Source organism: Qipengyuania gelatinilytica, assembly GCF_019711315.1.
In the GTDB taxonomy this organism is placed as follows: Bacteria; Pseudomonadota; Alphaproteobacteria; order Sphingomonadales; family Sphingomonadaceae; genus Qipengyuania; species Qipengyuania gelatinilytica.
This window is the reverse complement of record NZ_CP081294.1, coordinates 802,498-824,267: the sequence shown is the minus strand read 5'-3', so window position 1 is coordinate 824,267 and position 21,770 is coordinate 802,498. Positions and strand designations below refer to the sequence as shown.

Annotated in this window: 29 protein-coding genes; 19 read left to right on the top strand and 10 right to left on the bottom strand. The window is 63.0% G+C overall.

Going from position 1 to position 21,770, the window contains the following annotated elements; genetic code table 11:
- Nucleotides 1–7: 7 nt before the first annotated feature.
- From lepB to pyrE, 5 genes are read right to left on the bottom strand one after another with little or no spacing between them, the layout of a single operon-like run.
- Nucleotides 8–892 (bottom strand): signal peptidase I, encoded by an 885-nt coding sequence (lepB, locus tag K3136_RS04125; RefSeq protein WP_221431633.1) that lies wholly within the window; start codon nucleotides 890–892, stop codon nucleotides 8–10.
- The gene (gene acpS / locus K3136_RS04120) at nucleotides 889–1,290 is read right to left on the bottom strand and encodes a holo-ACP synthase (protein ID WP_221431632.1); all 402 of its coding nucleotides are present in this window, start codon (nucleotides 1,288–1,290) and stop codon (nucleotides 889–891) included. The genes lepB and acpS overlap by 4 nt, the downstream gene beginning before the upstream one ends.
- Nucleotides 1,287–1,583: a pyridoxal phosphate biosynthetic protein gene (locus tag K3136_RS04115; RefSeq protein WP_221431631.1), complete on the bottom strand. Its 297-nt coding sequence runs from the start codon at nucleotides 1,581–1,583 to the stop codon at nucleotides 1,287–1,289. The genes acpS and K3136_RS04115 overlap by 4 nt, the downstream gene beginning before the upstream one ends.
- Complete coding sequence (locus K3136_RS04110; protein WP_221431630.1) at nucleotides 1,570–2,310, bottom strand: pyridoxine 5'-phosphate synthase; 741 nt, start codon at nucleotides 2,308–2,310, stop codon at nucleotides 1,570–1,572. Before K3136_RS04110 ends, K3136_RS04115 begins: the two co-directional genes overlap by 14 nt.
- Complete coding sequence (gene pyrE / locus K3136_RS04105) at nucleotides 2,307–2,888, bottom strand: orotate phosphoribosyltransferase (RefSeq protein ID WP_221431629.1); 582 nt, start codon at nucleotides 2,886–2,888, stop codon at nucleotides 2,307–2,309. Before pyrE ends, K3136_RS04110 begins: the two co-directional genes overlap by 4 nt.
- A 213-nt stretch (nucleotides 2,889–3,101) precedes the next feature.
- Between pyrE and coxB the strand changes: the two genes are divergently transcribed.
- The 14 genes from coxB (at nucleotide 3,102) to K3136_RS04035 (ending at nucleotide 14,355) form a co-directional block, all read left to right on the top strand.
- Nucleotides 3,102–4,121, top strand: a complete 1,020-nt coding sequence (gene coxB / locus K3136_RS04100; protein WP_221431628.1) for a cytochrome c oxidase subunit II — start codon at nucleotides 3,102–3,104, stop codon at nucleotides 4,119–4,121.
- Between the two features lie 38 nt (nucleotides 4,122–4,159).
- Entirely contained in the window at nucleotides 4,160–5,875 is a 1,716-nt protein-coding gene (gene ctaD, locus K3136_RS04095; protein ID WP_221431627.1) for a cytochrome c oxidase subunit I, read from the top strand.
- A 79-nt stretch (nucleotides 5,876–5,954) separates the two neighbouring features.
- Entirely contained in the window at nucleotides 5,955–6,914 is a 960-nt protein-coding gene (locus tag K3136_RS04090; protein WP_247711429.1) for an alpha/beta fold hydrolase, read from the top strand.
- A 28-nt stretch (nucleotides 6,915–6,942) separates the two neighbouring features.
- Nucleotides 6,943–7,866, top strand: coding sequence for a heme o synthase (locus K3136_RS04085; RefSeq protein ID WP_221431626.1), 924 nt, complete (start codon nucleotides 6,943–6,945; stop codon nucleotides 7,864–7,866).
- Nucleotides 7,867–7,989: 123 nt separating this feature from the next.
- The gene (locus K3136_RS04080) at nucleotides 7,990–8,553 is read left to right on the top strand and encodes a cytochrome c oxidase assembly protein (protein WP_221431625.1); all 564 of its coding nucleotides are present in this window, start codon (nucleotides 7,990–7,992) and stop codon (nucleotides 8,551–8,553) included.
- A gap of 95 nt (nucleotides 8,554–8,648) precedes the next feature.
- A complete protein-coding gene (locus K3136_RS04075) occupies nucleotides 8,649–9,470 on the top strand; it encodes a cytochrome c oxidase subunit 3 (protein WP_221431624.1) in 822 nt (273 codons plus the stop codon).
- 88 nt (nucleotides 9,471–9,558) lie between these two features.
- Entirely contained in the window at nucleotides 9,559–10,140 is a 582-nt protein-coding gene (locus K3136_RS04070) for an SURF1 family cytochrome oxidase biogenesis protein (RefSeq protein ID WP_221431623.1), read from the top strand.
- Nucleotides 10,141–10,191: 51 nt separating this feature from the next.
- Entirely contained in the window at nucleotides 10,192–11,583 is a 1,392-nt protein-coding gene (gene thrC, locus K3136_RS04065) for a threonine synthase (RefSeq protein WP_221432207.1), read from the top strand.
- On the top strand, nucleotides 11,583–12,470 hold the full coding sequence (locus tag K3136_RS04060) for a class I SAM-dependent methyltransferase (protein ID WP_221431622.1): 888 nt from the start codon (nucleotides 11,583–11,585) through the stop codon (nucleotides 12,468–12,470). Before thrC ends, K3136_RS04060 begins: the two co-directional genes overlap by 1 nt.
- A 9-nt stretch (nucleotides 12,471–12,479) precedes the next feature.
- Nucleotides 12,480–12,851: a dihydroneopterin aldolase gene (locus tag K3136_RS04055; protein ID WP_221431621.1), complete on the top strand. Its 372-nt coding sequence runs from the start codon at nucleotides 12,480–12,482 to the stop codon at nucleotides 12,849–12,851.
- Complete coding sequence (locus K3136_RS04050; protein ID WP_221431620.1) at nucleotides 12,851–13,153, top strand: Rossmann fold domain-containing protein; 303 nt, start codon at nucleotides 12,851–12,853, stop codon at nucleotides 13,151–13,153. Before K3136_RS04055 ends, K3136_RS04050 begins: the two co-directional genes overlap by 1 nt.
- Nucleotides 13,153–13,395 (top strand): MoaD/ThiS family protein, encoded by a 243-nt coding sequence (locus K3136_RS04045; protein WP_221431619.1) that lies wholly within the window; start codon nucleotides 13,153–13,155, stop codon nucleotides 13,393–13,395. The genes K3136_RS04050 and K3136_RS04045 overlap by 1 nt, the downstream gene beginning before the upstream one ends.
- Before the next feature lie 46 nt (nucleotides 13,396–13,441).
- On the top strand, nucleotides 13,442–13,855 hold the full coding sequence (locus tag K3136_RS04040) for a molybdenum cofactor biosynthesis protein MoaE (RefSeq protein ID WP_221432206.1): 414 nt from the start codon (nucleotides 13,442–13,444) through the stop codon (nucleotides 13,853–13,855).
- Between the two features lie 74 nt (nucleotides 13,856–13,929).
- Nucleotides 13,930–14,355, top strand: a complete 426-nt coding sequence (locus K3136_RS04035) for a hypothetical protein (protein WP_221431618.1) — start codon at nucleotides 13,930–13,932, stop codon at nucleotides 14,353–14,355.
- An 8-nt stretch (nucleotides 14,356–14,363) separates the two neighbouring features.
- Here the strand turns inward: K3136_RS04035 and K3136_RS04030 are convergent, their stop codons facing one another.
- Nucleotides 14,364–15,044, bottom strand: a complete 681-nt coding sequence (locus tag K3136_RS04030) for a Crp/Fnr family transcriptional regulator (protein ID WP_221431617.1) — start codon at nucleotides 15,042–15,044, stop codon at nucleotides 14,364–14,366.
- Nucleotides 15,041–15,424 carry a hypothetical protein gene (locus K3136_RS04025; RefSeq protein WP_221431616.1) on the bottom strand — a complete coding sequence of 128 codons (384 nt, stop codon included), beginning with the start codon at nucleotides 15,422–15,424 and terminating at the stop codon, nucleotides 15,041–15,043. The genes K3136_RS04030 and K3136_RS04025 overlap by 4 nt, the downstream gene beginning before the upstream one ends.
- 325 nt (nucleotides 15,425–15,749) lie before the next feature.
- On the opposite strand from K3136_RS04025, the gene rplU reads away from it, so the two are divergent.
- From rplU to K3136_RS04010, 3 genes are all read left to right on the top strand, one after another.
- Complete coding sequence (gene rplU / locus K3136_RS04020; RefSeq protein WP_221431615.1) at nucleotides 15,750–16,241, top strand: 50S ribosomal protein L21; 492 nt, start codon at nucleotides 15,750–15,752, stop codon at nucleotides 16,239–16,241.
- 12 nt (nucleotides 16,242–16,253) lie between these two features.
- Nucleotides 16,254–16,523, top strand: coding sequence for a 50S ribosomal protein L27 (rpmA, locus tag K3136_RS04015; protein WP_221428915.1), 270 nt, complete (start codon nucleotides 16,254–16,256; stop codon nucleotides 16,521–16,523).
- Between the two features lie 211 nt (nucleotides 16,524–16,734).
- Entirely contained in the window at nucleotides 16,735–17,274 is a 540-nt protein-coding gene (locus tag K3136_RS04010) for a GNAT family N-acetyltransferase (protein WP_221431614.1), read from the top strand.
- 60 nt (nucleotides 17,275–17,334) lie between these two features.
- On the opposite strand, the gene K3136_RS04005 is transcribed toward K3136_RS04010, so the two are convergent.
- Nucleotides 17,335–18,213 (bottom strand): metal-dependent hydrolase, encoded by an 879-nt coding sequence (locus K3136_RS04005; protein WP_221431613.1) that lies wholly within the window; start codon nucleotides 18,211–18,213, stop codon nucleotides 17,335–17,337.
- Nucleotides 18,214–18,329: 116 nt separating this feature from the next.
- Between K3136_RS04005 and K3136_RS04000 the strand changes: the two genes are divergently transcribed.
- The gene (locus K3136_RS04000; protein ID WP_221431612.1) at nucleotides 18,330–18,929 is read left to right on the top strand and encodes a TetR/AcrR family transcriptional regulator; all 600 of its coding nucleotides are present in this window, start codon (nucleotides 18,330–18,332) and stop codon (nucleotides 18,927–18,929) included.
- Here K3136_RS04000 and ygfZ read toward each other — a convergent pair.
- Nucleotides 18,913–19,656, bottom strand: a complete 744-nt coding sequence (ygfZ, locus tag K3136_RS03995) for a CAF17-like 4Fe-4S cluster assembly/insertion protein YgfZ (RefSeq protein ID WP_221431611.1) — start codon at nucleotides 19,654–19,656, stop codon at nucleotides 18,913–18,915. The two genes, K3136_RS04000 and ygfZ, sit on opposite strands and share 17 nt — an antisense overlap.
- A gap of 39 nt (nucleotides 19,657–19,695) precedes the next feature.
- On the opposite strand from ygfZ, the gene pyrC reads away from it, so the two are divergent.
- The gene (gene pyrC / locus K3136_RS03990; protein ID WP_221431610.1) at nucleotides 19,696–20,742 is read left to right on the top strand and encodes a dihydroorotase; all 1,047 of its coding nucleotides are present in this window, start codon (nucleotides 19,696–19,698) and stop codon (nucleotides 20,740–20,742) included.
- Here the strand turns inward: pyrC and rarD are convergent.
- Nucleotides 20,720–21,622 carry an EamA family transporter RarD gene (rarD, locus tag K3136_RS03985; RefSeq protein ID WP_221431609.1) on the bottom strand — a complete coding sequence of 301 codons (903 nt, stop codon included), beginning with the start codon at nucleotides 21,620–21,622 and terminating at the stop codon, nucleotides 20,720–20,722. The two genes, pyrC and rarD, sit on opposite strands and share 23 nt — an antisense overlap.
- Nucleotides 21,623–21,770: the final 148 nt, after the last annotated feature.

Here is a 21,770-nt window from a genome sequence, read left to right as displayed (position 1 = left end):
TTCCCTGTTATTGTGCCTCTTCCGAAGGCTTCGACGGGCGCAGCGTGGTCCATGCGCGACCTTCGCGCAAGCTCGTAAACCAGGTCACCGGATTGAGCGTGGTGGTCCCGTCGAGCGAGAAGGTGATGAATTCAGCCCGGCCGCCGATATTCTCCAGCGGCACTGGCCCGAGCAGTCCGCGCGAGGAATCGAGCTCGCGGCTGTCGGCCGAATGATCGCGGTTGTCGCCCATGACGAAGACATGGCCTTCGGGAATGGTAATCTCGGGGAAATCGTCGAGCGGCTGGTTCATGTGATCGATGATCAGGTAGCTGGCGCCGTTCGGCATGGTTTCCCGATAGACGGGAACGCGGCACACCTGCTCGCCCGCGTCATTGGTGACGAGGAAGCTGGGATCGTAGAAGCCCATGCAGGTAGAGTTCGCATCGACCGGCAGGTCGAGCGGCGGTTCGGCTTCCTGCGGCACGGGTTTGCCGTTCAGGATGATCTGGCCGTTGCTCACTGCAAACCGGTCTCCAGGCCGGCCGACGACGCGCTTGATGTAATCCTCGTCGCGTTCCGGGTGCACGGGAATGACGATGTCGCCATATTCGGGCGTCGCTCCGGCAACGCGCCAGTCGCCGCGCGGCGCGAGATGGAAGCTGACCGAGGACCAGTTCCAGCCATAGGGATATTTGCTCACCACCAGCCGGTCCCCGACCAGCATGTTGGGCAACATGCTCTCCGACGGGATGTAGAAAGGTTTCGCTACGAAGCTGTGGAAGGCGAACACCGCCAGCAACATCAGGGCGAGGCCGCGGATTTCCGCCAGCCAGTTGACCTTCTTGTCGTCGTCGTTGGTGTCGGTCTTTTCGGGGGTCGGTTCTGTCACGGCCGCGGTATCTGAACTCATGCGGGGTGGGCCTCGATGATTACGAATGCCTGTGCCCATGGATGATCGTCTGTGAGGGTGAGATGAATGCTGGCCTCATGGCCGTGCGGCAGCATTTCGGCAAGCCTTAGTGCAGCGCCGCCGGTCAGCGCCAGCGTCGGCGCGCCCGACTTGGCGTTCACGACGCCGATATCGCGCATGAAGACGCCGCGCCTGAAGCCGGTGCCAACGGCCTTGGAGAAGGCCTCCTTGGCAGCGAAGCGCTTGGCGTAGGTGCCGGCGATGGTGAAGGGACGCTTGCGCGCCTTGGCGCGCTCGATCTCGGTGAAGACGCGGTTTTCGAACCGCTCGCCATAGCGCTCGAGCGAATTGGCAATGCGCTCGATATTGCAGAGGTCGGAACCGAGGCCGATAATCATAGAACCCTCGCGAAAATGCCGATGAGGATGACGAGCATCATCCAGTGCAGCACGACCTGCGCCTTGACCAGCGGATGATCGATCTGCCCGCCCGAACGTTTGAGCGCGCCTGAGTATCCGAACAGCTGGACCAGCGGCCAGCCGATCGCGAAGGCCAGCAGCACCTGGCGCGAGAAGGCCATGCCGAGCAGGGCCAGGCTGAGCAGGAAGGGGATCGCTGCAGCTAGTGCCCACAATTGCGCCGCGCGTGAAAGTCCAGCCTCGCTCACCGTGCCCACCTCAACGTGCGTCATCCATCAGCTCGCGCATGTGGCGCACGGCCTGCTCCAGTCCGACGAACACCGCCTCGCCGACGAGGTAATGGCCGATGTTGAGTTCGGCGATCTGCGGAATGGCTGCGATCGGCTGAACGTTTTCGTAGGTGAGGCCGTGACCTGCATGCGGCTCGATGCCGTTCTTCGCGGCGAGCGCGGCCATGTCGGAAATGCGCTTCAATTCGCGCGCGACCTTCTCGCTCTCACCGTCAAGATGGGCGTGCGCATATTCGCCGGTGTGGAATTCGACGACCTCCGCGCCAAGTTTGAGCGCTGCATCGAGCTGGCGTTCGTCCGCCTCGATGAAGAGCGACACGCGGATGCCCCTGTCGCGCAGCTTCCAGACGATAGGGGCAAGCGTATTGTGCTGGCCCGCCGCGTCGAGCCCACCCTCGGTCGTGCGCTCCTCGCGCTTTTCGGGGACGATGCAGGCGGCATGCGGCATATGCCTGAGCGCAATCTCGAGCATTTCCTCGGTCGCGGCCATTTCCAGGTTGAGCGGCAGGTCGGTCGCTTCCTGAATGCGTTTCAGGTCCGCATCGCGGATATGCCGCCGGTCTTCGCGCAGGTGCGCGGTAATCCCGTCACCGCCGACACTCGCCACGATTTCGGCCGCACGCACCGGGTCCGGATGGTCGCCGCCGCGCGCGTTGCGGATAGTGGCGACGTGGTCGATATTGACGCCGAGGCGAAGGGGGCGGTTCAAGCCTTCCGGCTCCCGGGCTTGGTAATCTCGATTGCCGCGAGCTCCTCGGGGACCTCGTCATCGGCATAGGTCGGGAAGTTGATGTCGATCAGCGGGAAGAACGGAACGCCCAGATCGGCCGCGCCATTGCTGCGGTCGACGAGCGAGACTTCGGCGATGACCTCGCCACCCTCGCGCGCGACGGCGGCAATCGCCTCGCGGCTGGAAAGACCGGTGGTGACCACGTCTTCAACCATCAGGACCTTTGCACCCGGTTCGAGACGGAAGCCGCGGCGCAGGTGGAATTCGCCTTCGGGGCGTTCGAGGAACATGGCGTCCTTGCCGAGCGCACGGCCCATTTCCTGGCCGATGATGATCCCGCCCATCGCGGGGCTGACGACCACATCGATCTTGCTGCGGATGTCGCGCGGGATCTTCTGGGCGAGGGCAAAGGCAAGCCGGCCGGCGCGCTCCGGATTCATCAGGACTCGGGCGCACTGGAGATAGTGCCCGCTGTGGCGTCCGCTGGAGAGGAGGAAATGGCCTTCGAGCAGGGCTTCGCTGGCGCGGAATTCGGAGAGGATTTCGTCTTCTGTCATGGTGCGGATGCTCAAAGCGCCTCGCGCGCGTTTGCGCAAGAGGCAAAGGGACTTGCACATTTTTATCCGCCACCCGCTTGAGGCGCGCGCCATCCCTGCCTATAGGGCGCATCGCAAACGGACCTCGCATGAGGTACGGTCGCCGCGCACACGCGGTCTCCGTGAAAGCTCCAGGGTCCGCCTGACGACACGACACGAAAGAGTTCCAACGTAATGAAAACTCTCGGATTTCACCGGATCGTAGCCAGCCTCGCACTGGCGTTTTCGCTGGTCATCGGCACCCCTGCCGCCATGGCGCAGGACGCTATCGAAGCAGCGCAACTCGAATCCGTCGATCCCGCCGATGCGGCGAATCCCGATGCTGTTTCGGAAGGCAGCGGCGGCTACGAGGCAATGGCTCCGACCGAAGGCAAGGGCATGCCCATACCCGGTGGCTGGGACGTCCAGGCGCAGTATTCCGAGACTGGTGAAACTGCCTACACGCTGCACCACGGCCTGATCTGGGTCATGGCGGCGATCAGCGTCTTCGTGCTCGTCCTGATGCTCTACACGGTTTTCCGTTTCCGCCAGTCGGCCAACCCCGTGCCGTCGAAGACCAGCCACAACACGCTGATCGAAGTCGTCTGGACGGTGGTGCCCGCACTCATCCTGCTGGTGATCGCGGTCCCCTCGATCACGCTGATTGCAAAGCAGTACGAAACCCCGCCGAAGGATGCGATCACCATCAAGGCGATCGGTTACCAGTGGTATTGGGGCTATGCTTATCCGGACAATGGCGACTTCGAAATCGTTTCGAACATGCTGTCTGCCGAAGAAGCCGATGCGCGCGGCGAGCCGCACCAGCTGGCCGTCGACAACCGCATGGTCGTACCCGCAGGCGTTCCCATCCGCCTCCAGGTGACTGCGGCAGACGTGATCCACTCGTTCGCGGTGCCGAGCCTCTGGTTCAAGATGGACGCCGTTCCGGGCCGCCTGAACGAGCGTATCTTCGAGGTTGACGAGCCGGGCGTATATTACGGCCAGTGTTCGGAACTGTGTGGTGCGCGTCATGGCTACATGCCCATCGCGGTCGAGGCACTGCCGATGGATGAGTACAATGCCTGGGTCCTGGCGCAGGGTGGTTCGATCAAGGGCGCAGGCGATGACCTCGCTGTCGAAGATGCCGAATCTGCTGCCGATGCCGCCGCTGCCGGTGATGCCGAAGGCGTTACTGAAGCCGCCGCCGCCGAATAAGCCCGAAACGATATTTAGATAAGGTCTAGAGAAACACCATGGCCACTACCGCCGATAGCTTCGAGGCTCACACCGACCACCACGCACACGATGCCGATCACAAGCCCGGCTTCTTCGCGCGCTGGTTCATGTCCACCAACCACAAGGACATCGGTACGCTTTACCTGATCTTCGCGATCATCGCCGGTATCATCGGCGGCGCGATGTCGGGCGTGATGCGCTTCGAACTTGCAGAGCCGGGTATCCAGTACCTCGGCTGGTGGGTCGAATTCTTCGGCGGCGAAGCAAGCTTCGATGCCAACCTCCACATGTGGAACGTGTTCATCACCGCGCACGGCCTGATCATGGTCTTCTTCATGGTCATGCCGGCGATGATCGGCGGCTTCGGCAACTGGTTCGTACCGCTGATGATCGGCGCGCCGGACATGGCCTTCCCCCGCATGAACAACGTCTCGTTCTGGCTCACCGTTGCCGGTTTCGTCAGCCTCTGCTTCTCGCTCTTCGTACCGGGCGGCACGGGTCTCGGCGCAGGTACGGGCTGGACGGTCTACGCACCGCTTTCGACCTCGGGCTCGACCGGTCCGGCAGTCGACTTCGCGATTTTCTCGCTGCACCTCGCCGGTGCCGGCTCGATCCTCGGTGCGACCAACTTCATCACCACCATCTTCAACATGCGTGCGCCGGGCATGACCCTGCACAAGATGCCGCTGTTCGTGTGGTCGGTGCTGGTTACCGCATTCCTGCTGCTGCTGGCCCTCCCGGTCCTCGCAGCTGCCATCACCATGCTGATCACGGACCGTAACTTCGGTACGACCTTCTTCGATCCGGCAGGCGGCGGCGACCCGGTCCTTTACCAGCACCTGTTCTGGTTCTTCGGTCACCCCGAAGTCTACATCATGATCCTGCCGGGCTTCGGCATGATCTCGCAGATCGTAGCCACCTTCAGCCGCAAGCCGGTCTTCGGCTACCTCGGCATGGCCTACGCCATGGTCGCGATCGGCGTCGTCGGCTTCATCGTCTGGGCGCACCACATGTATACCGTGGGCCTCGACGTGAACACGAAGATGTACTTCACCGCGGCCACCATGGTCATCGCGGTTCCGACCGGCGTGAAGATCTTCAGCTGGATCGCCACGATGTGGGGCGGTTCGATCGAATTCAAGTCGCCCATGGTCTGGGCACTCGGCTTCATCTTCCTTTTCACCGTCGGCGGTGTGACCGGGGTCTACCTCGCCAATGGCGGCGTCGACGACGTGGTCCACGACACCTACTTCGTGGTGGCTCACTTCCACTACGTGCTGTCGATGGGTGCCGTCTTCTCGATGTTTGCGGGCTTCTACTACTGGTTCCCGAAGATGAGCGGCCGGATGCACTCCGAACTGCTGAGCCACCTGCACTTCTGGGGCTTCTTCATCGGCGTGAACGTGATCTTCTTCCCGCAGCACTTCCTTGGCTGGCAGGGCATGCCGCGTCGTTATCCCGACTATGCCGAGGCCTATGCCTACTGGAACGAGATCAGCTCGTTCGGCTACACCATCATGGCGCTCTCGATGATCTTCTTCTTCGTGAACATCATCTACGCCTTCGTCGCCGGCAAGAAGGCGGAAGACAACTACTGGGGCGAAGGCGCGACCACGCTCGAGTGGAGCCTGTCCAGCCCGCCGCCGTACCACCAGTTCAGCGAACTGCCGGTGATCGAGGACCACCACGACCACCACGACCACATTGGCGAAGCCAAGCCCGCAACGGCCTGAGGCTAGCTAGTCACTGGACACAGACAAGCGGCCGGTTCCACAAGGGACCGGCCGTTTTCTTTTGCCTGAAAGGATTGCGATGCCCGAAATGAGGACCGTCAGTGTCGGAGATCTGAGCCTGCGCTGCGCGATCGAGGGAGAAGGACCGCTGGTCATCATGGTCCACGGCTTTCCGGAAAGCTGGTACAGCTGGCGCCACCAGCTGGCTCCGCTGGCGGAAGCGGGCTTCACCGCCTGTGCGATCGACGTGCGCGGCTATGGCGGTTCGGGCAAGCCTGAGCCGGTCGATGCCTATGCGATGGAGCATATCGTCGGTGATCTGGTCGGCCTGAGGAAAGCCTTGTCGCCCGATCGGCCCGCGATGCTTGTCGGGCACGACTGGGGCGCCCCCATCGTGTGGAATTCGGCGCTGACCCATCCGGAGCATTTCCGTGCAGTCGCCGGCCTGTCCGTGCCCTTCGCAGGCGTCCCGAGCCGTCCCTTCACCGAGGTCTTCCACGAGCACTTCACGAGCCAGGGCAAATTCTTCTACCAGGAATATTTCCAGGAACCGGGCGTTGCCGAAGCGGAAGCGGAAAAGGATCCGCGCGACTGGGTCTCCCGCATGATGTATTCGATCAGCGGTGACGTGCCGCCGGGTGAATACTGGTCGAAGCCCTATGGCGCGACCTTCCTCGAGGGACTGCCCGATCCGCAGCCTGTCGACTGGCTGACCGAGGAAGATCTCGATTTCTACGAGGCGGAATTCAAACAGTCGGGTTTCCGCGGGCCGCTCAACCGCTATCGCAACCATGTCGACGACTACGAATGGTTGCAGACCTGGCAAGGCAAGCGCATCGAACAGCCTGCCCTATTCATCGGCGGAACGCGTGATCCGGCTACCTACCTGTTCGGTGCAGTGGAGGACCCGATCGCTCTGATGCGGATGTTCGCGCCGAAGGTCGAAGGGCATATTCTGGAGGGCGTGGGCCACTGGACCCAGCAGGAGCGCCCCGCTGAGGTCAACCGCTTGCTGATTGACTGGATTCAGCGGCTCTGAGCCACTATAGGGCGGCCAAGCGAATCCCATGACCGAAGCAACCACATCCTCCACCCAGCTCCCCGCGGACTGGCGCGACTTTTTCGCGCTGACCAAGCCGCGCGTGATGAGCCTCGTGATTTTCACCGGCCTGTGTGGTCTGCTCGCGGCACCAGGCAGCATCCATCCCATCATCGGTTTCACCGCGATTCTCTGTATCGCGCTGGGCGCGGGCGGGGCCGCGGCGCTCAACCAGTGGTGGGAAGCGGATATCGATGCAGGCATGAAGCGCACGTCCAAGCGGCCTCTGCCCGCCGGGCGGATGAACCGCACCGACGCGCGTGACTTCGGTATCCTGATCTCTGCCGCCTCGGTGGTCATCATGGGACTGGGCGTGAACTGGCTCGCGGCAGCGATCCTCTTCATCAGCATCGTCTATTATGCCGTCGTCTACACGATCTGGCTGAAACCGCGCACGCCGCAGAATATCGTCATCGGCGGCGGGGCGGGGGCGTTCCCGCCTATGATCGGCTGGATCGCGGTGACCGGCGACATCACGCTGATGCCGGTCCTGCTGTTCGCGATCATCTTCTTCTGGACGCCGCCGCACTTCTGGGCACTCGCCCTGTTCGTGCAGAGCGATTATGCCAAGGTCGGTATCCCGATGATGCCGGTGGTGAAGGGCGAACGTTCGACACGTCGCCAGATCCTTGCCTATTGCATCCTGCTGGTCCCGATCGCGGCCGCGCCGTGGTTCATCGCCGGCACCGGCGCATTTTATGGCGTTACCGCAATCGTGCTGTCGCTCGCCTTCCTGCTGATGAGCGTGCCGGTCGCCCTGCGTACGGCAGTCAAAGGCGACAAGATGAGCCTTGAGAAACGCCTGTTCGCCTTCAGCGTTTTCTACCTGTTCGCCCTGTTCGCGGCGCTGGTTGTCGACCGTGTCGCAGCCCAATATGGAGTTTTCGGATGACCCCCGAAGAGGAAAAGGAATTTCGCCGCCGCCAGAAGAGCCGGAACCTCGTGCTTGGCGGAATCCTGCTGTTCATGGCGATCCTGTTCTACGCAATTACCATCGTGAGGATGTGAGGGACTTATGACCACCGCGACTTTGCAAAACCGGAAGAACCGCACGGCGATGCTCGCCCTGCTGGCGGCGGCGGGCATGCTAGGTCTCGGATATGCGGCGGTCCCGCTCTACCAGCTGTTCTGCCAGGTCACCGGTTTCGGCGGAACCACTCAGCGCGCAACCGAAAGCGAAGCGGCCATTGCCGAGCGGATTGGGCAGGCGGCGGGCGGCCAGCAGATCTCGATCCGCTTCGATGCCACGACCGCGCCGGGCCTTGGCTGGACCTTCAAGCCCGGACAGGTGACCGATACCGTCACCATCGGCCAACGCGACCTGGCGATCTATCTCGCGAAGAACAATTCGGACCGTCCGGTGACCGGCACTGCGACCTTCAATGTCGAGCCCGAGCAGGCAGGCGCCTATTTCAACAAGATCCAGTGCTTCTGCTTTACCGAGCAGACGCTGCAGCCGGGGCAGGAAGTGCGCATGCCCGTACTTTACTATGTGGACCCCAAGGCTCTGGACGACCCCAACATGGAAGGCGTGGAGCAGATCACCCTGTCCTATACCTTCCACGAAGCGATCGATTAGACCACGAACGCAAGAATAACCTCGGCTGCCCCCTAGACCCGCGCGTTCTTGCGCATTAAGGGCACCCGCATAGCGAAACCCAGGACACAGGTACTATGGCTGGTAACGTCAATCACGAATATCACATCCTCGAACCCGATATCTGGCCGCTGATCGGCTCGATCTCGGCGCTGACCTTCACCAGCGGCATGGTTCTGTTCATGCATGATATGGGCAGTGCCCATCTCGTGCTGGGCCTCGGTATCGCAGGTCTCATCGCCACTTTCTTCTCCTGGTTCTCGAACATCGTGAAGGAAGCGCAGCGCGGCGATCACACGCCGATCGTGCAGTTGCACATGCGTTACGGCATGATCCTGTTCATCGCTTCGGAAGTGATGTTCTTCGTCGGCTGGTTCTGGAGCTGGTTCGATTTCGCGCTGTTCCCCAGCGAGATTTCCGAAGTCATCGGCGGCGAGTTCCCGCCCGTGGCTATCGAATATGTCATCAATCCGTTCAGCCTGCCCTTGCTCAACACCCTGATCCTGCTTTGCTCGGGTACCACGGTGACCTGGGCGCATCATTCGCTGATCCACGGTGACCGCGACGGCCTGAAGAAGGGCCTGTGGGCAACGGTCCTGCTCGGCGCGGTCTTCACCGCGATCCAGGCTTACGAATACGGCGTTGCCCCCTTCGCATTCGGCGGCAACACCTATAGCTCGGCCTTCTACATGGCGACCGGCTTTCACGGCTTCCACGTGCTCGTCGGCACGATCTTCCTGATCGTCTGCCTGGTACGCGCCTATGCGGGCCACTTCACGCCGCGCCAGCACTTCGGCTTCGAAGCCGCTGCGTGGTACTGGCACTTCGTCGACGTGGTGTGGCTGTTCCTCTTCGCCGTCGTCTATGTCTGGGGCGGCTGGGGCGCAGAGTTCCACTGATACGTTCCGGCTTGCCGGACACATGAAAAGGGGCAGTCCGGCAAGTCCGCGACTGCCCCTTTCGCTTTTCGATCGGACGAAACCCAAGATGACCCGCAACATTCCCATCATCCCGACGATCATCGTGGCCGCCGCCATCGCGGTCATGATCGCGCTAGGTTTCTGGCAGCTTGGCCGGATGGGCGAGAAGGAAGCCCTGATCGCACAGGCAGAGCAGTCGTTGAAGATGTCATCCGAGGTCGAATACCCCCGCGATCAGGCAGGGATCGAGGCAGCCATGTATCGCCGCACGACGATCCTTTGCGCCAGCGCATCGGGCGGGACGACGACTGCCGGGACCAGTGCGCGCGGCGAAAAGGGCGTGGCGCAGCGCGTGCTCTGCGAATTGGCGGACGGCACCCCCGTGAAGGTGGACCTCGGCTTCTCGCGCAATCCCGCGCCGGTCCAATGGAGCGGCGGTGAAGTACGTGGCACCATCGCGCCCGGCGGCCGAGTAGTCGCCGCAGAGCCGCTGGCAGGGCTGGAGCCGCTCGCCACGCCGGATCCGCGCGACCTGCCCAACAACCACCTTGCCTATGCCGGACAGTGGTTCTTCTTCGCGCTCACCGCGCTCGTCATCTACATCCTCGCGCTGCGCCGCCGTTCTGCCACCAAGGCTAGGGACGACTAAACACCCGCTTGCTTGCCCGTATGAGCCAGCGCGGCTAACCGCATGCGCGACATGAAATACGTCTCGACACGCGGTGAGGCCCCGAGCCTCGATTTTGCAGGAGTCACGTTGGCGGGTCTCGCCAGCGATGGCGGCCTATACGTGCCCGAAAGCTGGCCGCAGTTCTCGCAGCAAGAGATCGCGGCCATGCGCGGGCTTCCCTATGCCGAACTGGCCGCACGGGTGATGGAGCCCTTCGTCGGTGATTGCCTGACGGGTGAGCGCCTGCGCGAACTGACGGCCAAGGCCTATGGCCGCTTCGCCCACAAGGCGGTTACTCCGCTGGTGCAACTGGACGAGCAACACTGGGTGCTCGAACTCTTCCACGGCCCCACGCTCGCCTTCAAGGACGTGGCGCTGCAGATGCTCGGCCTGCTGTTCGAGGAATTCCTCGGCCGCGAAGAGGGCAGCCTGACCATTGTCGGTGCGACCAGCGGAGACACGGGCAGCGCCGCGATCGATGCGGTAGCAGGCCTCGACAATGTCGAAATCTTCATGCTCCACCCCAAGGGCCGGGTGAGCGACGTCCAGCGCCGCCAGATGACCACGGTGCGCGCGCCCAACGTCCACAACATCGCCATCGACGGTAGTTTCGACGATGCGCAGGCGATGGTGAAGCGCATCTTCGCCGATACCGATGTGGCTGCGAAACACCGCATCGGCGCGGTCAATTCCATCAACTGGGCGCGGCTGATGGCGCAGGTGGTCTATTACTTCGCCGCCTCGCTCCAGCTTGGCGGACCGGAGCGCAAGCTCGCCTTCAGCGTGCCCACCGGCAATTTCGGAGACGTCTTTGCTGGTCATGTGGCAGCGCGCATGGGCCTGCCCATCGAGCAGCTGATCGTCGCCACCAACGTCAACGATATCCTCCATCGCGCGCTGGCGGACGGCGACTATTCGACCGGCACGGTAACGCCCACCTCCGCGCCCAGCATGGATATCCAGGTCAGTTCCAACTTCGAACGACTGTTGTTCGATGTGGGCGGCCGCGACGGGCTGGCCCTTGCGCAGCAGATGCGCGATTTCGATGCGACGAAGGCGATGCGCCTGTCCAACGCACAACGCGAAGGGGCGGCTGCGCTCTTCACCAGTGCCCGTGCTGACGAAGACGATACGCTTCAGGCCATGCGCTGGGCCTGCGAGGAATGCGGCGAGATGCTCGACCCGCATACGGCGATCGGCCTGCACGCGGCGCGCAAGGCCGGCATCGATCCGGCCACGCCGGTGGTGACGCTCGCGACGGCGCATCCGGCCAAGTTCCCCGATCCGGTGGAACGCGCCACCGGTCTGCGCCCCAGCTTGCCTGCCCGCGTCGGCGATCTCTTCGCGCGCGAGGAGAGCTATATCGAACTGCCCGGCGCCTACGAGGCCGTGCGCGATCACATCATGGAGAAGGCTTCCTGATGGCCGAGCTCGTCCGCGATCCGGTGCTGATGGTCGGCGAAGGCTGGGACGGCTATCGCCTGCTCGACAGCGGTCACGGCCGCAAGTTCGAGGCCTATGGCGACTATCGCTTCGTAAGGCCCGAACCGCAGGCCATGTGGACACCGCGCATGGAAGAGTGGGACGCCCATGCCGAATTCGTGCCCGGTAGCGATGAGGACGGCGGCGGGCGCTGGCAGTATCTCAAGGATGTGCCGCGCGATGGCTGGCAACTGGGCTGGGGCGACGAAGTGCGCTTCACTGCACAGTGCACGCCCTTCCGCCACGTCGGCTTCTTCCCCGACATGGCGCCCGTGTGGACATGGATGGGCGAGCAACTCGAGGGCCGCACGGACGCAGAGACGATGAACCTGTTCGGCTATACCGGTGTCGGCACGCAGGCATTGAGCAAATACGGCCGCGTCACCCATGTCGATGCGAGCAAGAAGTCTGTCGCACAGGCGCGCGAGAACGCCGCGCTGGCAGGTCTCGATGATCGCCCCGTGCGCTGGCTGGTCGAAGACGCGATGAAATACGCTGCACGCGAGGTCCGCCGCGGCCGCCGCTATGACGGCATCATCCTCGATCCGCCAAAGTTCGGCCGCGGTCCGGATGGAGAGGTATGGCGGCTCGAACAGGGCCTGCCCGATCTGGTGTCGGATTGCCGCCAGCTGCTCGACAAGGACAGCAGTTTCCTGTTCCTCACCGTCTATGCCGTGCGTATGAGCAGTCTCGCGCTCGGCGGGCTGTTGCAGGAAGTCTTCGAGGGCCTTCCGGGCACGATCGAGCACGGCGACCTCGCCGTGCAGGAAGAGGGTGGTCGGATGCTGCCAACGGCGATCTTCGCGCGCTGGTCCAATCCGCGCTAGGGAAACTTCATGACCGATTCGCTGATCCTCGAAGTCGCCGATTTCGAACATGATGTCCTGACCGGCATCTATTCCGAAGAAACCGGCAAGCCGCAGCCGCTGCGCTTCACCATCCAGGTGCGGATGAAGCCGCTGCGCCACTACGATGCCGACACCCCGCTCGACGATTCGAAGAATTACATGGACCTCAAGTTCGCGGCGTCGCAGGCGCTGCCCGAGGGCGTGCATTTCAAGCTGATCGAGGCGGTGGCGGACCATGTCTGCGAAACGCTGTTCCTCCAGGACAAGCGAATCGAGGCGGTAACGGTGAAAATCGTGAAGCTCGCCATTGCCGAGGCGGGCGAGAAAATCGGTATCACGCTCCACCGCGAGCGTCGCTGATGAAGCGTGTCGAGGTGGAGGGTTTGCCGGAGGAACCTCTCGCTGCGGCGGGGCTGTTTCACCAGAACTGGCTCGACCCGATCGAACGCGCCCTCGACGAAGGCCTCGACGTGATGGCCGTCCTCGTTCCTGCCGATCACACCCATTCCGACTGGCGGCACGCTGCGGTCGCCATGCTGGCGCGCAAGCACACGCCGCACCGCGTGAACTTCATCGCGGGGGAGGGGCGCGGGGTCGACGAGGCAGAAGCCTATCTGGCCGACGCTCCCGGCGTGACCGGCCAATATCTGCAGGTGACCTGATGAGCGTGACGATTCTCTTCCTCGGCCCGCTGGCCGACCTTGCGGGCGCAACGGAGCGCGAGGTCGATGCGCCGGTCGATTGGGCGGGCCTGATCGACGCCGTTGGCGCAGACGTGGCCGGACAGCTCGAACTCGAACGCGTCAATGTCGCCTGCAAGGGCCGCGTGCTGGCAGACAAGCGCGCGCTCATGGCGCAAGATGGTGACGAGGTTGCACTGCTGCCCCCGGTGAGCGGTGGCTAGGCTATCCATATCCAGCCCGCTCGACGTCCGCCTTCTCGACAGTGGGATGTCGGTGGGCGAGGCCTTGGCGGCATTCAACGCGGCGCATGGCGAAGCGGGCGGTGTGGTTTCCTTTCTCGGCAAGGTCCGTCCCGAGGACAATGTCCGCGCGCTGGAACTGACGCATTACGAACCGCTCACGCTTCCCGGGATGGAGGAATTGGCCACGACCGCCGCAAGCAGGTTTGCCCTCGATGGCGCCCTGGTCTGGCACCGGGTTGGCGTGATGACGCCGGGCGAGGCGATCGTTCTGGTCGCCACGGCAGCACGCCACCGGCGCGATGCGTTTCAGGCCGCCGACTATCTCATGGACCACCTCAAGTCCGCAGCATGGTTCTGGAAACGCGAAAGGCGCGATGACGGATGGCACTGGATCGAACCGCGCGGCCAGGACCACGATGACCTCGCCAGATGGCAATAAATTACCCGGTTTGATCTCGATCAAGGAAGCGTGATCGCGGGTTCGGCATAAAGGCTCCAACAAAGGAGATCGTCATGTCGAAGCATCTTACCCGTGACCTGGTGGCCGAGCAGGCCGTTATCGTCGAAGCGCCGGCCAAGCATCAGGAAGCCGATCGCACGTTCGAGCTGCCCAAGGGCCTCTATGGTGCAACGGTCGCGCTCTACCTGGGCTTCATTGCCGTCATGGCTACCGGCCTCCCGTCGCCGGGCCTTATCATTCCGATGACCATCTTCGCCTTGTTCATCGTCGCAGCCTTCGGTGTTCCGGCCATCTGGACGAAGCTCGCGCCGGAAAGCTCCTCGAAGCCGATGTCTTTCGCCAAGCTGCGCAGCCAGGGCATCCAGACGCTGACGGGTCGCCTTTCGGCCAAGGATGCAGCCGTGCAGATGCTCATCCTGCCCGCAATCATCTTCTGCTGGGGCGTAGCGACCATCACAATCGCGGCACTGGTCCGCTAAGAGAAGCCTCAGGAGAGGGGCAAGAGCGCGGGGTCGACCAGATCGATCCCGCGCTTACCTGTGCGCTTGATCGCCCCGTCCTTTTCGAACCGCGTGAGCATGCGGCTGACGGTTTCGATCGTGATGCCCAGCATGTCGGCAAGTTCGCCGCGTGAGAGGGGCAGTTCGAAGCTCGTGGCCGGATGGCAGGGCGAATCGCTGGCAGCGCGGGCGAGCGAGAGCAGGGCACCTGCCACGCGCTGCTCGGCCGAGGCATTCCCGGTGAGCGCGAGCAATTCGCGGCTGGCGTAGAGATCTTCCTGCGTGCGCCGCAGGAGCGCCTGTCCGAGCCGGGGAAAGCGGTTCACCGCCTCGGCAAAATTGGGGCCGGAGAAAACGCACAGCTCCGCATCACCCAGCGCTACGACGTCGTGGCGCATGTAGGGACCGAACATCTCACCGATGAAACCGGAAGGGTGAACGAGCGACAATATGCGTTCGCGTCCGTCGATATCGGTCGAAGTGATCTTCAGCGCGCCGGATTTCAGCGTGGCGCAGGCCGCTTCGCTCTCGCCCGCAGAGAAAAGCGTTTCGCCCCTCGACAATTTGCGGGTGCGGCCGACCCGGGCCAGCTCGTCCCGCTCTTCTTCGCTCAGCACCGCGCAGGCGGCACGGTCGCGAACCGGGCAGGTGGCGCAGGAAAGGCTCATCGAATGCGGCCGCGCAGGGTCGCCAGAACGGCGTCCTCTTCGCTGACCATGGCGATAACGGTTCTACGGGCCTCGTCGATCTTGGTGATATCTTCCGCCGCGACGCGGCTGGCGATGTAGAGAGTGTCGAGGTCGGCCAGCGGCACGGCGGCGCGGCTGCGGGCCGAATCGAGTTCGGCGAGGGCAACCTGCGCTGCCGCCCAGCGGTCGCTTGCAATCTCGCTGCCGCTAGCTTGTGCGACCAATTGCCTTGCGCCGGGTTCGATACGGGTGAATTCGGCATGTGCCTCGCGCGCGGCACCCACGAGGCTGTCCAGGCGCGCATCGAGACCGCCGGTCAGGTCCACTTCGACGGGCGGGACATCCAGGCGCTGGGGCACGGGACTTTCAAAGGTTCCTTCGGTCCGCTCGGAAGCGCGGATAGAGAGCGAGGGATACTCGGATCCGCTCGATGCGCACGCGCCAAGGGCGAGCAACAATGCGAGGGATACCGGAACACTTGCAATTGTAGGCATGCCCGCCACATAGCACGCGGAAGCACAGGTGCCAGTGCGAAAGCCAAAAAACCACCGCATCGAGCGTTGACTTAGTGGCACCTTTCGCCTAACGGCACGCTTCTTTCCGGGCCCGCACACCAGCGGGTCGACGGGCGCGCCGTAGATTCGCAAGGATGCGGCACAGCAATTTGTAACGAGAGATACGACCATGTTCGCAGTAGTGCGCACGGGCGGCAAGCAATACCGGGTTGCCGCCGGAGACAAGATCGCGGTTGAGAAGCTGGCTGGCGAAGCCGGTGACACCATCACGCTGGGCGACATCCTGCTCGCCGGCGAAGGCGACAAGATCGAAGACGCCTCGAAGGTGACTGTTTCGGCCGAAATCATCGCTCAGGCGAAGAGCGAAAAGGTCGTCGTCTTCAAGAAGCGTCGTCGTCACAACTACCGTCGCAAGAACGGTCACCGTCAGATGATGACGCTGCTGCGCATCACCGACGTCGGCACCGGCGGCGCCAAGAAGGCTGCTCCGAAGAAGGCCGAAGAAAAGAAGGCCGCTCCGAAGAAGGACACTTCCGAAGAGAAGGCAGCGCCCAAGGCCAAGAAGGCTGCGCCGAAGAAGGCTGCAGCCACCAAGGCGGCTCCCGCCAAGAAGGCTCCTGCCAAGAAGGCAGCGCCTAAGAAGACCGAATCCAAGAAGTAAGGAACCCGGACCATGGCACATAAAAAAGCAGGCGGTTCATCGCGTAACGGTCGCGACTCAGCCGGTCGTCGTCTTGGTGTGAAGAAGTTCGGCAGCGAAAACGTCGTCGCCGGCAACATTATCGTGCGCCAGCGCGGCACCAAGTTCTACCCGGCCGTCAACGTCGGCATGGGCAAGGACCACACGCTGTTCGCGCTTACCGACGGCGTAGTCCGATTCCACTCGGGCAAGCTCGGCCGCAAATACGTTTCGGTCGACGCGATGGCAGAAGCTGCCGAATAAACGGACGCTCCGATAACGGGATCGTCCAGACGAGACGGTCCCAGCCGGGCTAACGATCCGGCAGACGAAGAGGGAGATGGGGCCGACCCGTCTCCCTCTTGTCGTTTCTCCCTCTTCAAAACCGCTTGGGCGAAAATTCCTTTCGTCATCACGCAATTGTCACGTGTCCGGCCTAGGAGCCCGGAGCGTGGTCCTACGGGGAGTAAAACGTATGTTCCATGTAACCGAAAGGCTGCTGTTGCGGCCTGCCTGGCCCGAAGATGCAGATGCACTGTTTGGCGGTATCGCCGACAAGGGAGTCGTCCGCAATCTTGCCCGTGCGCCCTGGCCGTACCTTCCCGAGCATGCCCTTACCTTCGTCAAGCGCATGCAGGACCCGCGATATCCGGTCTTCCTGATTACCATGCCCACCGAGCGTGGGTCGCAACTCGTCGGCTGTATCGGGATCGATGCAGGCGAGGAGGCTACCGAGCTCGGTTACTGGATTGCCCGGCCCTTCTGGGGCCGCGGCTTCGCGACCGAGGCAGGTCGCGGCGTGATCGAGGTGGCCCGCTTGCTGGGGCATGAGCGCCTGACAGCCGGTCACTTCACCGACAATCCCGCCTCGGGCAAGGTGCTGCGCAAGCTCGGCTTCCTGCCCACCGGCAAGACCGCCATGCGGCACAGCTGCGGGCGCGGCGAGGACGCCGAATGCGTCATGTACAGCCTCGACCTGGAAGAAGGCGAGGTCTCCAGCCTGCAAGCAGCCTGACACGAAAAAGGGCCCCGCGATCGTCTCGCGGGGCCCTTATCGATTCGCTTGTCGAGGCGATTATTCGGCAGGCATCAACGCCGCCCGGAATTCGCCTTCGTACTTGCCGATCAGCGCGCGGTCGTCGTGGTCCCACGGGTGGAAGCCCGGCTTGAAATAAGCCAGCCACGCAGGGAGGATGCGGCGCACCACGCCCGGAGTGACCGTGAGATACTTGAACAGGCCCCACTTGGCCTTCCAGCCGGTGATGCCATCCTGCGCGAGCAGCTCGAGCGTGTCGTGGCAGCGGTTCTTGAAGAAGTTGAACGTCACGATCAGCATCATGAGGCTGCGCAGCTTCCAGCGGCGCCAATTCGTCCAGTCCTTCGTCGCGTGGAGATAGGTATCGAAGGCGACGCCCTTGTGCTCGATTTCCTCGATCGAATGCCATTCCCACATCTTGCGAACCTCGGGATCGGCGTCCTTGAAGTGCCGCGGGTTGGCGAGGAATTCGGCAGCCATCATGGCGGTATAGTGTTCCAGCGCCATGGTCGCTGCGAGATTGACGATGACCGGGCGATCCTTGGTCAGGGCTAGCATCTCGGCAACGCGCTGGTCGATCGCCTTGATGTCGTAGCCGTGATCTTCGGCGAGGCGATTGAAGGCGATGTGTTCGCGGGTGTGGTTGATTTCCTGCTTTACGAAAGCGCGGATTTCTTCGGCCAGCTGCGGGTCTGCACCCTCGCGGTGCGCCTTCACGGCTTCGATGAAGAATGCCTCGCCGCGCGGGAAAGTAGCGGAAAGGGCATTGTGCCATGCAGTGCCGAAGGGTTCACCTGCCCACCAGCGACGCGGCGTGGTGCCGCGATTGAAACGCTCGTCGCGCACGGTGATGGTGAGGTCGGCCGGCGTGGGTGCCTGGCGGTCGGTATCGGTATCGATCTTTACGGGGGCGTTCATGACGGCTCCGGATTGGTTACTTACATGAGTGTAAATAGGCTTTACTGACATAAATGTCAATAACAGTCCGCTATCGGCTTTGCGATCTAGCGGGGATGGGTTAACGCTGGTTGACGATGGCAACTCGCAAACGACTTTCACCCGAGGAATCCCGACTGGCCGCGCTTGAAGCGGCGCGTTCGCTGCTGATCGAAACGGGGCCGCAGTCGGTCACCCTGAAGGCGGTTGCCGGACGAATCGGGCGTACCCACGCGAACCTGCTGCATCACTTCGGCTCGGCTGCGGGCCTGCAAAAGGCATTGGCCGGGCATCTGGCAGAGGCTGTGTGTGCGACCATCGCCGATGCCGTTCGCGCCAGCCGCGCAGGACTGGGCAGTCCGCGCGAAGTGGTCGACCTGGCGTTCGATGCATTCGACAAGGAGGGTGCAGGTGCGCTCGCCAGCTGGATGATCCTCACCGGCAATGAAGACGCGCTGACGCCGATCGTCGAGACTATTCACGAACTGGTCGATGAGATTGCGCCAGAAGAAGCCGCGCATTCCGGAAATGCGACCCAGGTACATGAAGAAACCTTGGCGCTGGTGCTGATGGCCATGGGCGATGCGTTGATCGGCTCCGCGCTTGCCCGCTCACTCGGCCTGCCCGCCACTGCCGCACGCGACCGTGCCGAGCGAATGCTGGTCCGTTCGCTGGAAGCGGTTACTCCGCCGGCGTGAGGCCCGCGCGCAGCCATTCCGGCGCGCTCTCGGCATCGATATCGCTGACCCGCAGGTGATCGACCGCGAGGCCGAGCCTGTCGTAAGCAAGCTTGCGCCGTTTCTCGTCCGACTGCTCCAGCGGCACCACGACAAGCCTGCGATTGACCTTGCTGCGCCAGTTCATGCGGGCGGTATTTTCCTGACCGATGTAACACCCCTTGTCGAAAGCTACGCCGTGTAGCTCCACCGCATTGGTTTCGAGCCAGAGAATGTCGCCCAGCTCAGCCCGTCCTTCCGGCACGCCAAGCGAGAGGCGATGCTCGAGATAGGCCTCGTCTGCCGCGTCCTCGCCGTCCTGCGCGGGGGCAAGCCACCGCTGGCCGAGCGCCGCAAGCCGGGGATCGGGCGCGCCGCCGTCCCCCTGATGTCCCTGCCAATGGACGGCGACACTGTCGTCGACCTCGATGTCGATCCGGCGGCGCAGGCGATAAAGCGTCAGGCGCTTGGCCAGATCCTGTGCGACCTCGGCCTCGCAATCGAGCAGGATCGCACCATCGCCTGCGGGCCAGACAAACATGTCGAACATGGTCTTGCCCTGCGGTGTCAGCAGGGCGGCATAGACCGGCAGCGGCTGCCTGAGATCGTTCGTCAGCAGGCCTTGCAGGAAATCGAGGACATTGTCGCCGTCCTCCCCCTGCGGGCTCAGGCGGATCACGGCGCGGTTCATCAGGCGGGTTGCTGTCATGGGTGACAGATAGGTGCCTGCCCGCCATAGGCAACCGTCATGAGCACGGTATCCGAATCGCTAACCATCCGCCGCCCCGACGACTGGCATCTCCATTTCCGCGATGGCGAGACCATGCGCGCCGTGGTGCCGCATACGGCCCGCCAGTTCGGCCGTGCGATCGTAATGCCCAATCTCGCGCCGCCGGTCACCACCAGCGCTCTCGCGGCGGCCTATCGCGACCGTATAGCTGCGGCCGTACCCGAGGGTGTCGACTTCACGCCGCTGATGACTGCTTATCTTACCGACGAGACAGATGCCGACGACATGGCCGCAGGCTTTGCCGATGGTGTGCTGACCGCGGCCAAGTTGTATCCGGCGGGCGCGACCACAAATTCCGCGCATGGCGTGACCGATGTCGCCAATATCGAGGGTGTTCTCGAGCGCATGGCCGAAATCGGCATGCCGCTCTGCGTCCACGGCGAGGTCACCCATTCGGACATCGACATCTTCGACCGCGAGGCTGTCTTCATCGACCGGATCCTCGCCCCGCTGGTCGAGCGGCTACCCGATCTCAAGGTGATCTTCGAACACATCACCACGAAGCAGGCGGTCGAGTTCGTCGATGCTTCGGGGCCGCGCATCGGCGCGACGATCACGCCGCAGCACCTGCATATCAACCGGAACGCGATTCTGGTCGGCGGCATCCGTCCGCACATGTTCTGCCTGCCCGTCGCCAAGCGCGAGGAACACCGGCTCGCGCTGCGCAAGGCGGCGACATCGGGTTCGGCCAAGTATTTCCTCGGCACGGACAGCGCTCCGCACCATCGCCACGCCAAGGAAAGCGATTGCGGCTGTGCGGGTATCTTCAACGCGCCCTTCGCGCTCGAAAGCTATGTCACGGTCTTCGACGAGGAAGGTGCGCTCGACCGGTTCGAAGGATTTGCCAGCCTCAATGGCCCGGCATTCTACGGGCTGCCGGTGAACGAGCAGACGATCACGCTGGAGAAGGCACCCGTCGAAGTGCCTGCAGAGGTCGATGGCGGCGAGGCCGAGATCGTGCCCTTCCACGCGGGCGAGACGCTCAAGTGGCGGCTGGCTTCCTAGAGCGCGACCACAGGTCCCAGACGAACAGCGCCGCCGCCGTCCAGATAAAGGCGAAGCAGGCAGCCTGAACGGGCTTCAAATCCTCGCCAAACACGGTCAGGCCGAGGATGAAAACGATACTCGGCGCAAGGAACTGGATGAAGCCCAGCGTCGAGTAGGGCAGTTTCTTGGCCGCGATGGCGAACAACAGCAGCGGGAAGGCCGTCAGCGCCCCGCCGAGCATGATCGCCAGGGTCAGGTCGAAGCTATCGTCGATCGAGGTGCCCATCGGCGATTGCGCATAGAACCAGGCGACGCCGGCTGCAGGAAGCAGCAGTACGATGGATTCAATAGTGAGCCCGGGCAGGGCGCCCACATCCACCTGCTTGCGGATCAGGCCATAGGTGCCGAAGCTGATGGCGAGCGTCAGGCTGATCCACAGCGTCGTCAGAGCCCCGCCGAGCAGCAGGGAGACGCCTATCACGGCCAGGCCGACGGCTGCCCACTGCGTGCGCGTCAGGCGCTCCTTCAGCAGCAGGGTGCCGAGCAGCACGTTGAACAGCGGGTTGATGTAATAGCCGAGGCTGGCTGCGTAGACATTGCCCGCCTGGATCGCCCAGACATAGACCACCCAGTTCACCGCGATCAGCGTTGAGCTTGCAAGCAGCCACATCATGGTCCTGCGATTGCATAGCGCGCGTTTCAGGTCTGGCAGTTGCTTGCGAACCGCCACGATGACGAGGCAGATCGGCAAGGTCCAGATGATGCGCCAGCCGACGAATTCGAACGGCGGAACGCTCTTCACCAGTATCAGGTAGAGCGGCAAGAAGCCCCAGATGACATAGGCCGTGAGCGCCGCGATGAGACCCTTGCGGCCATGCTCGGTTTCTGTCGTGTCCATGAATATCCGGCGCCTAGGGCGCGGCATTCGCTGCCGCAAGCCTCATCTCGTCGCAGCCAGATATTCGGTTCGTCGATTAACGCAAATCTGTCGCTCGCGTTGCATTCCGTTCAGGAAGGTATGCGTAAACCTGAACGGCATCAAGGCT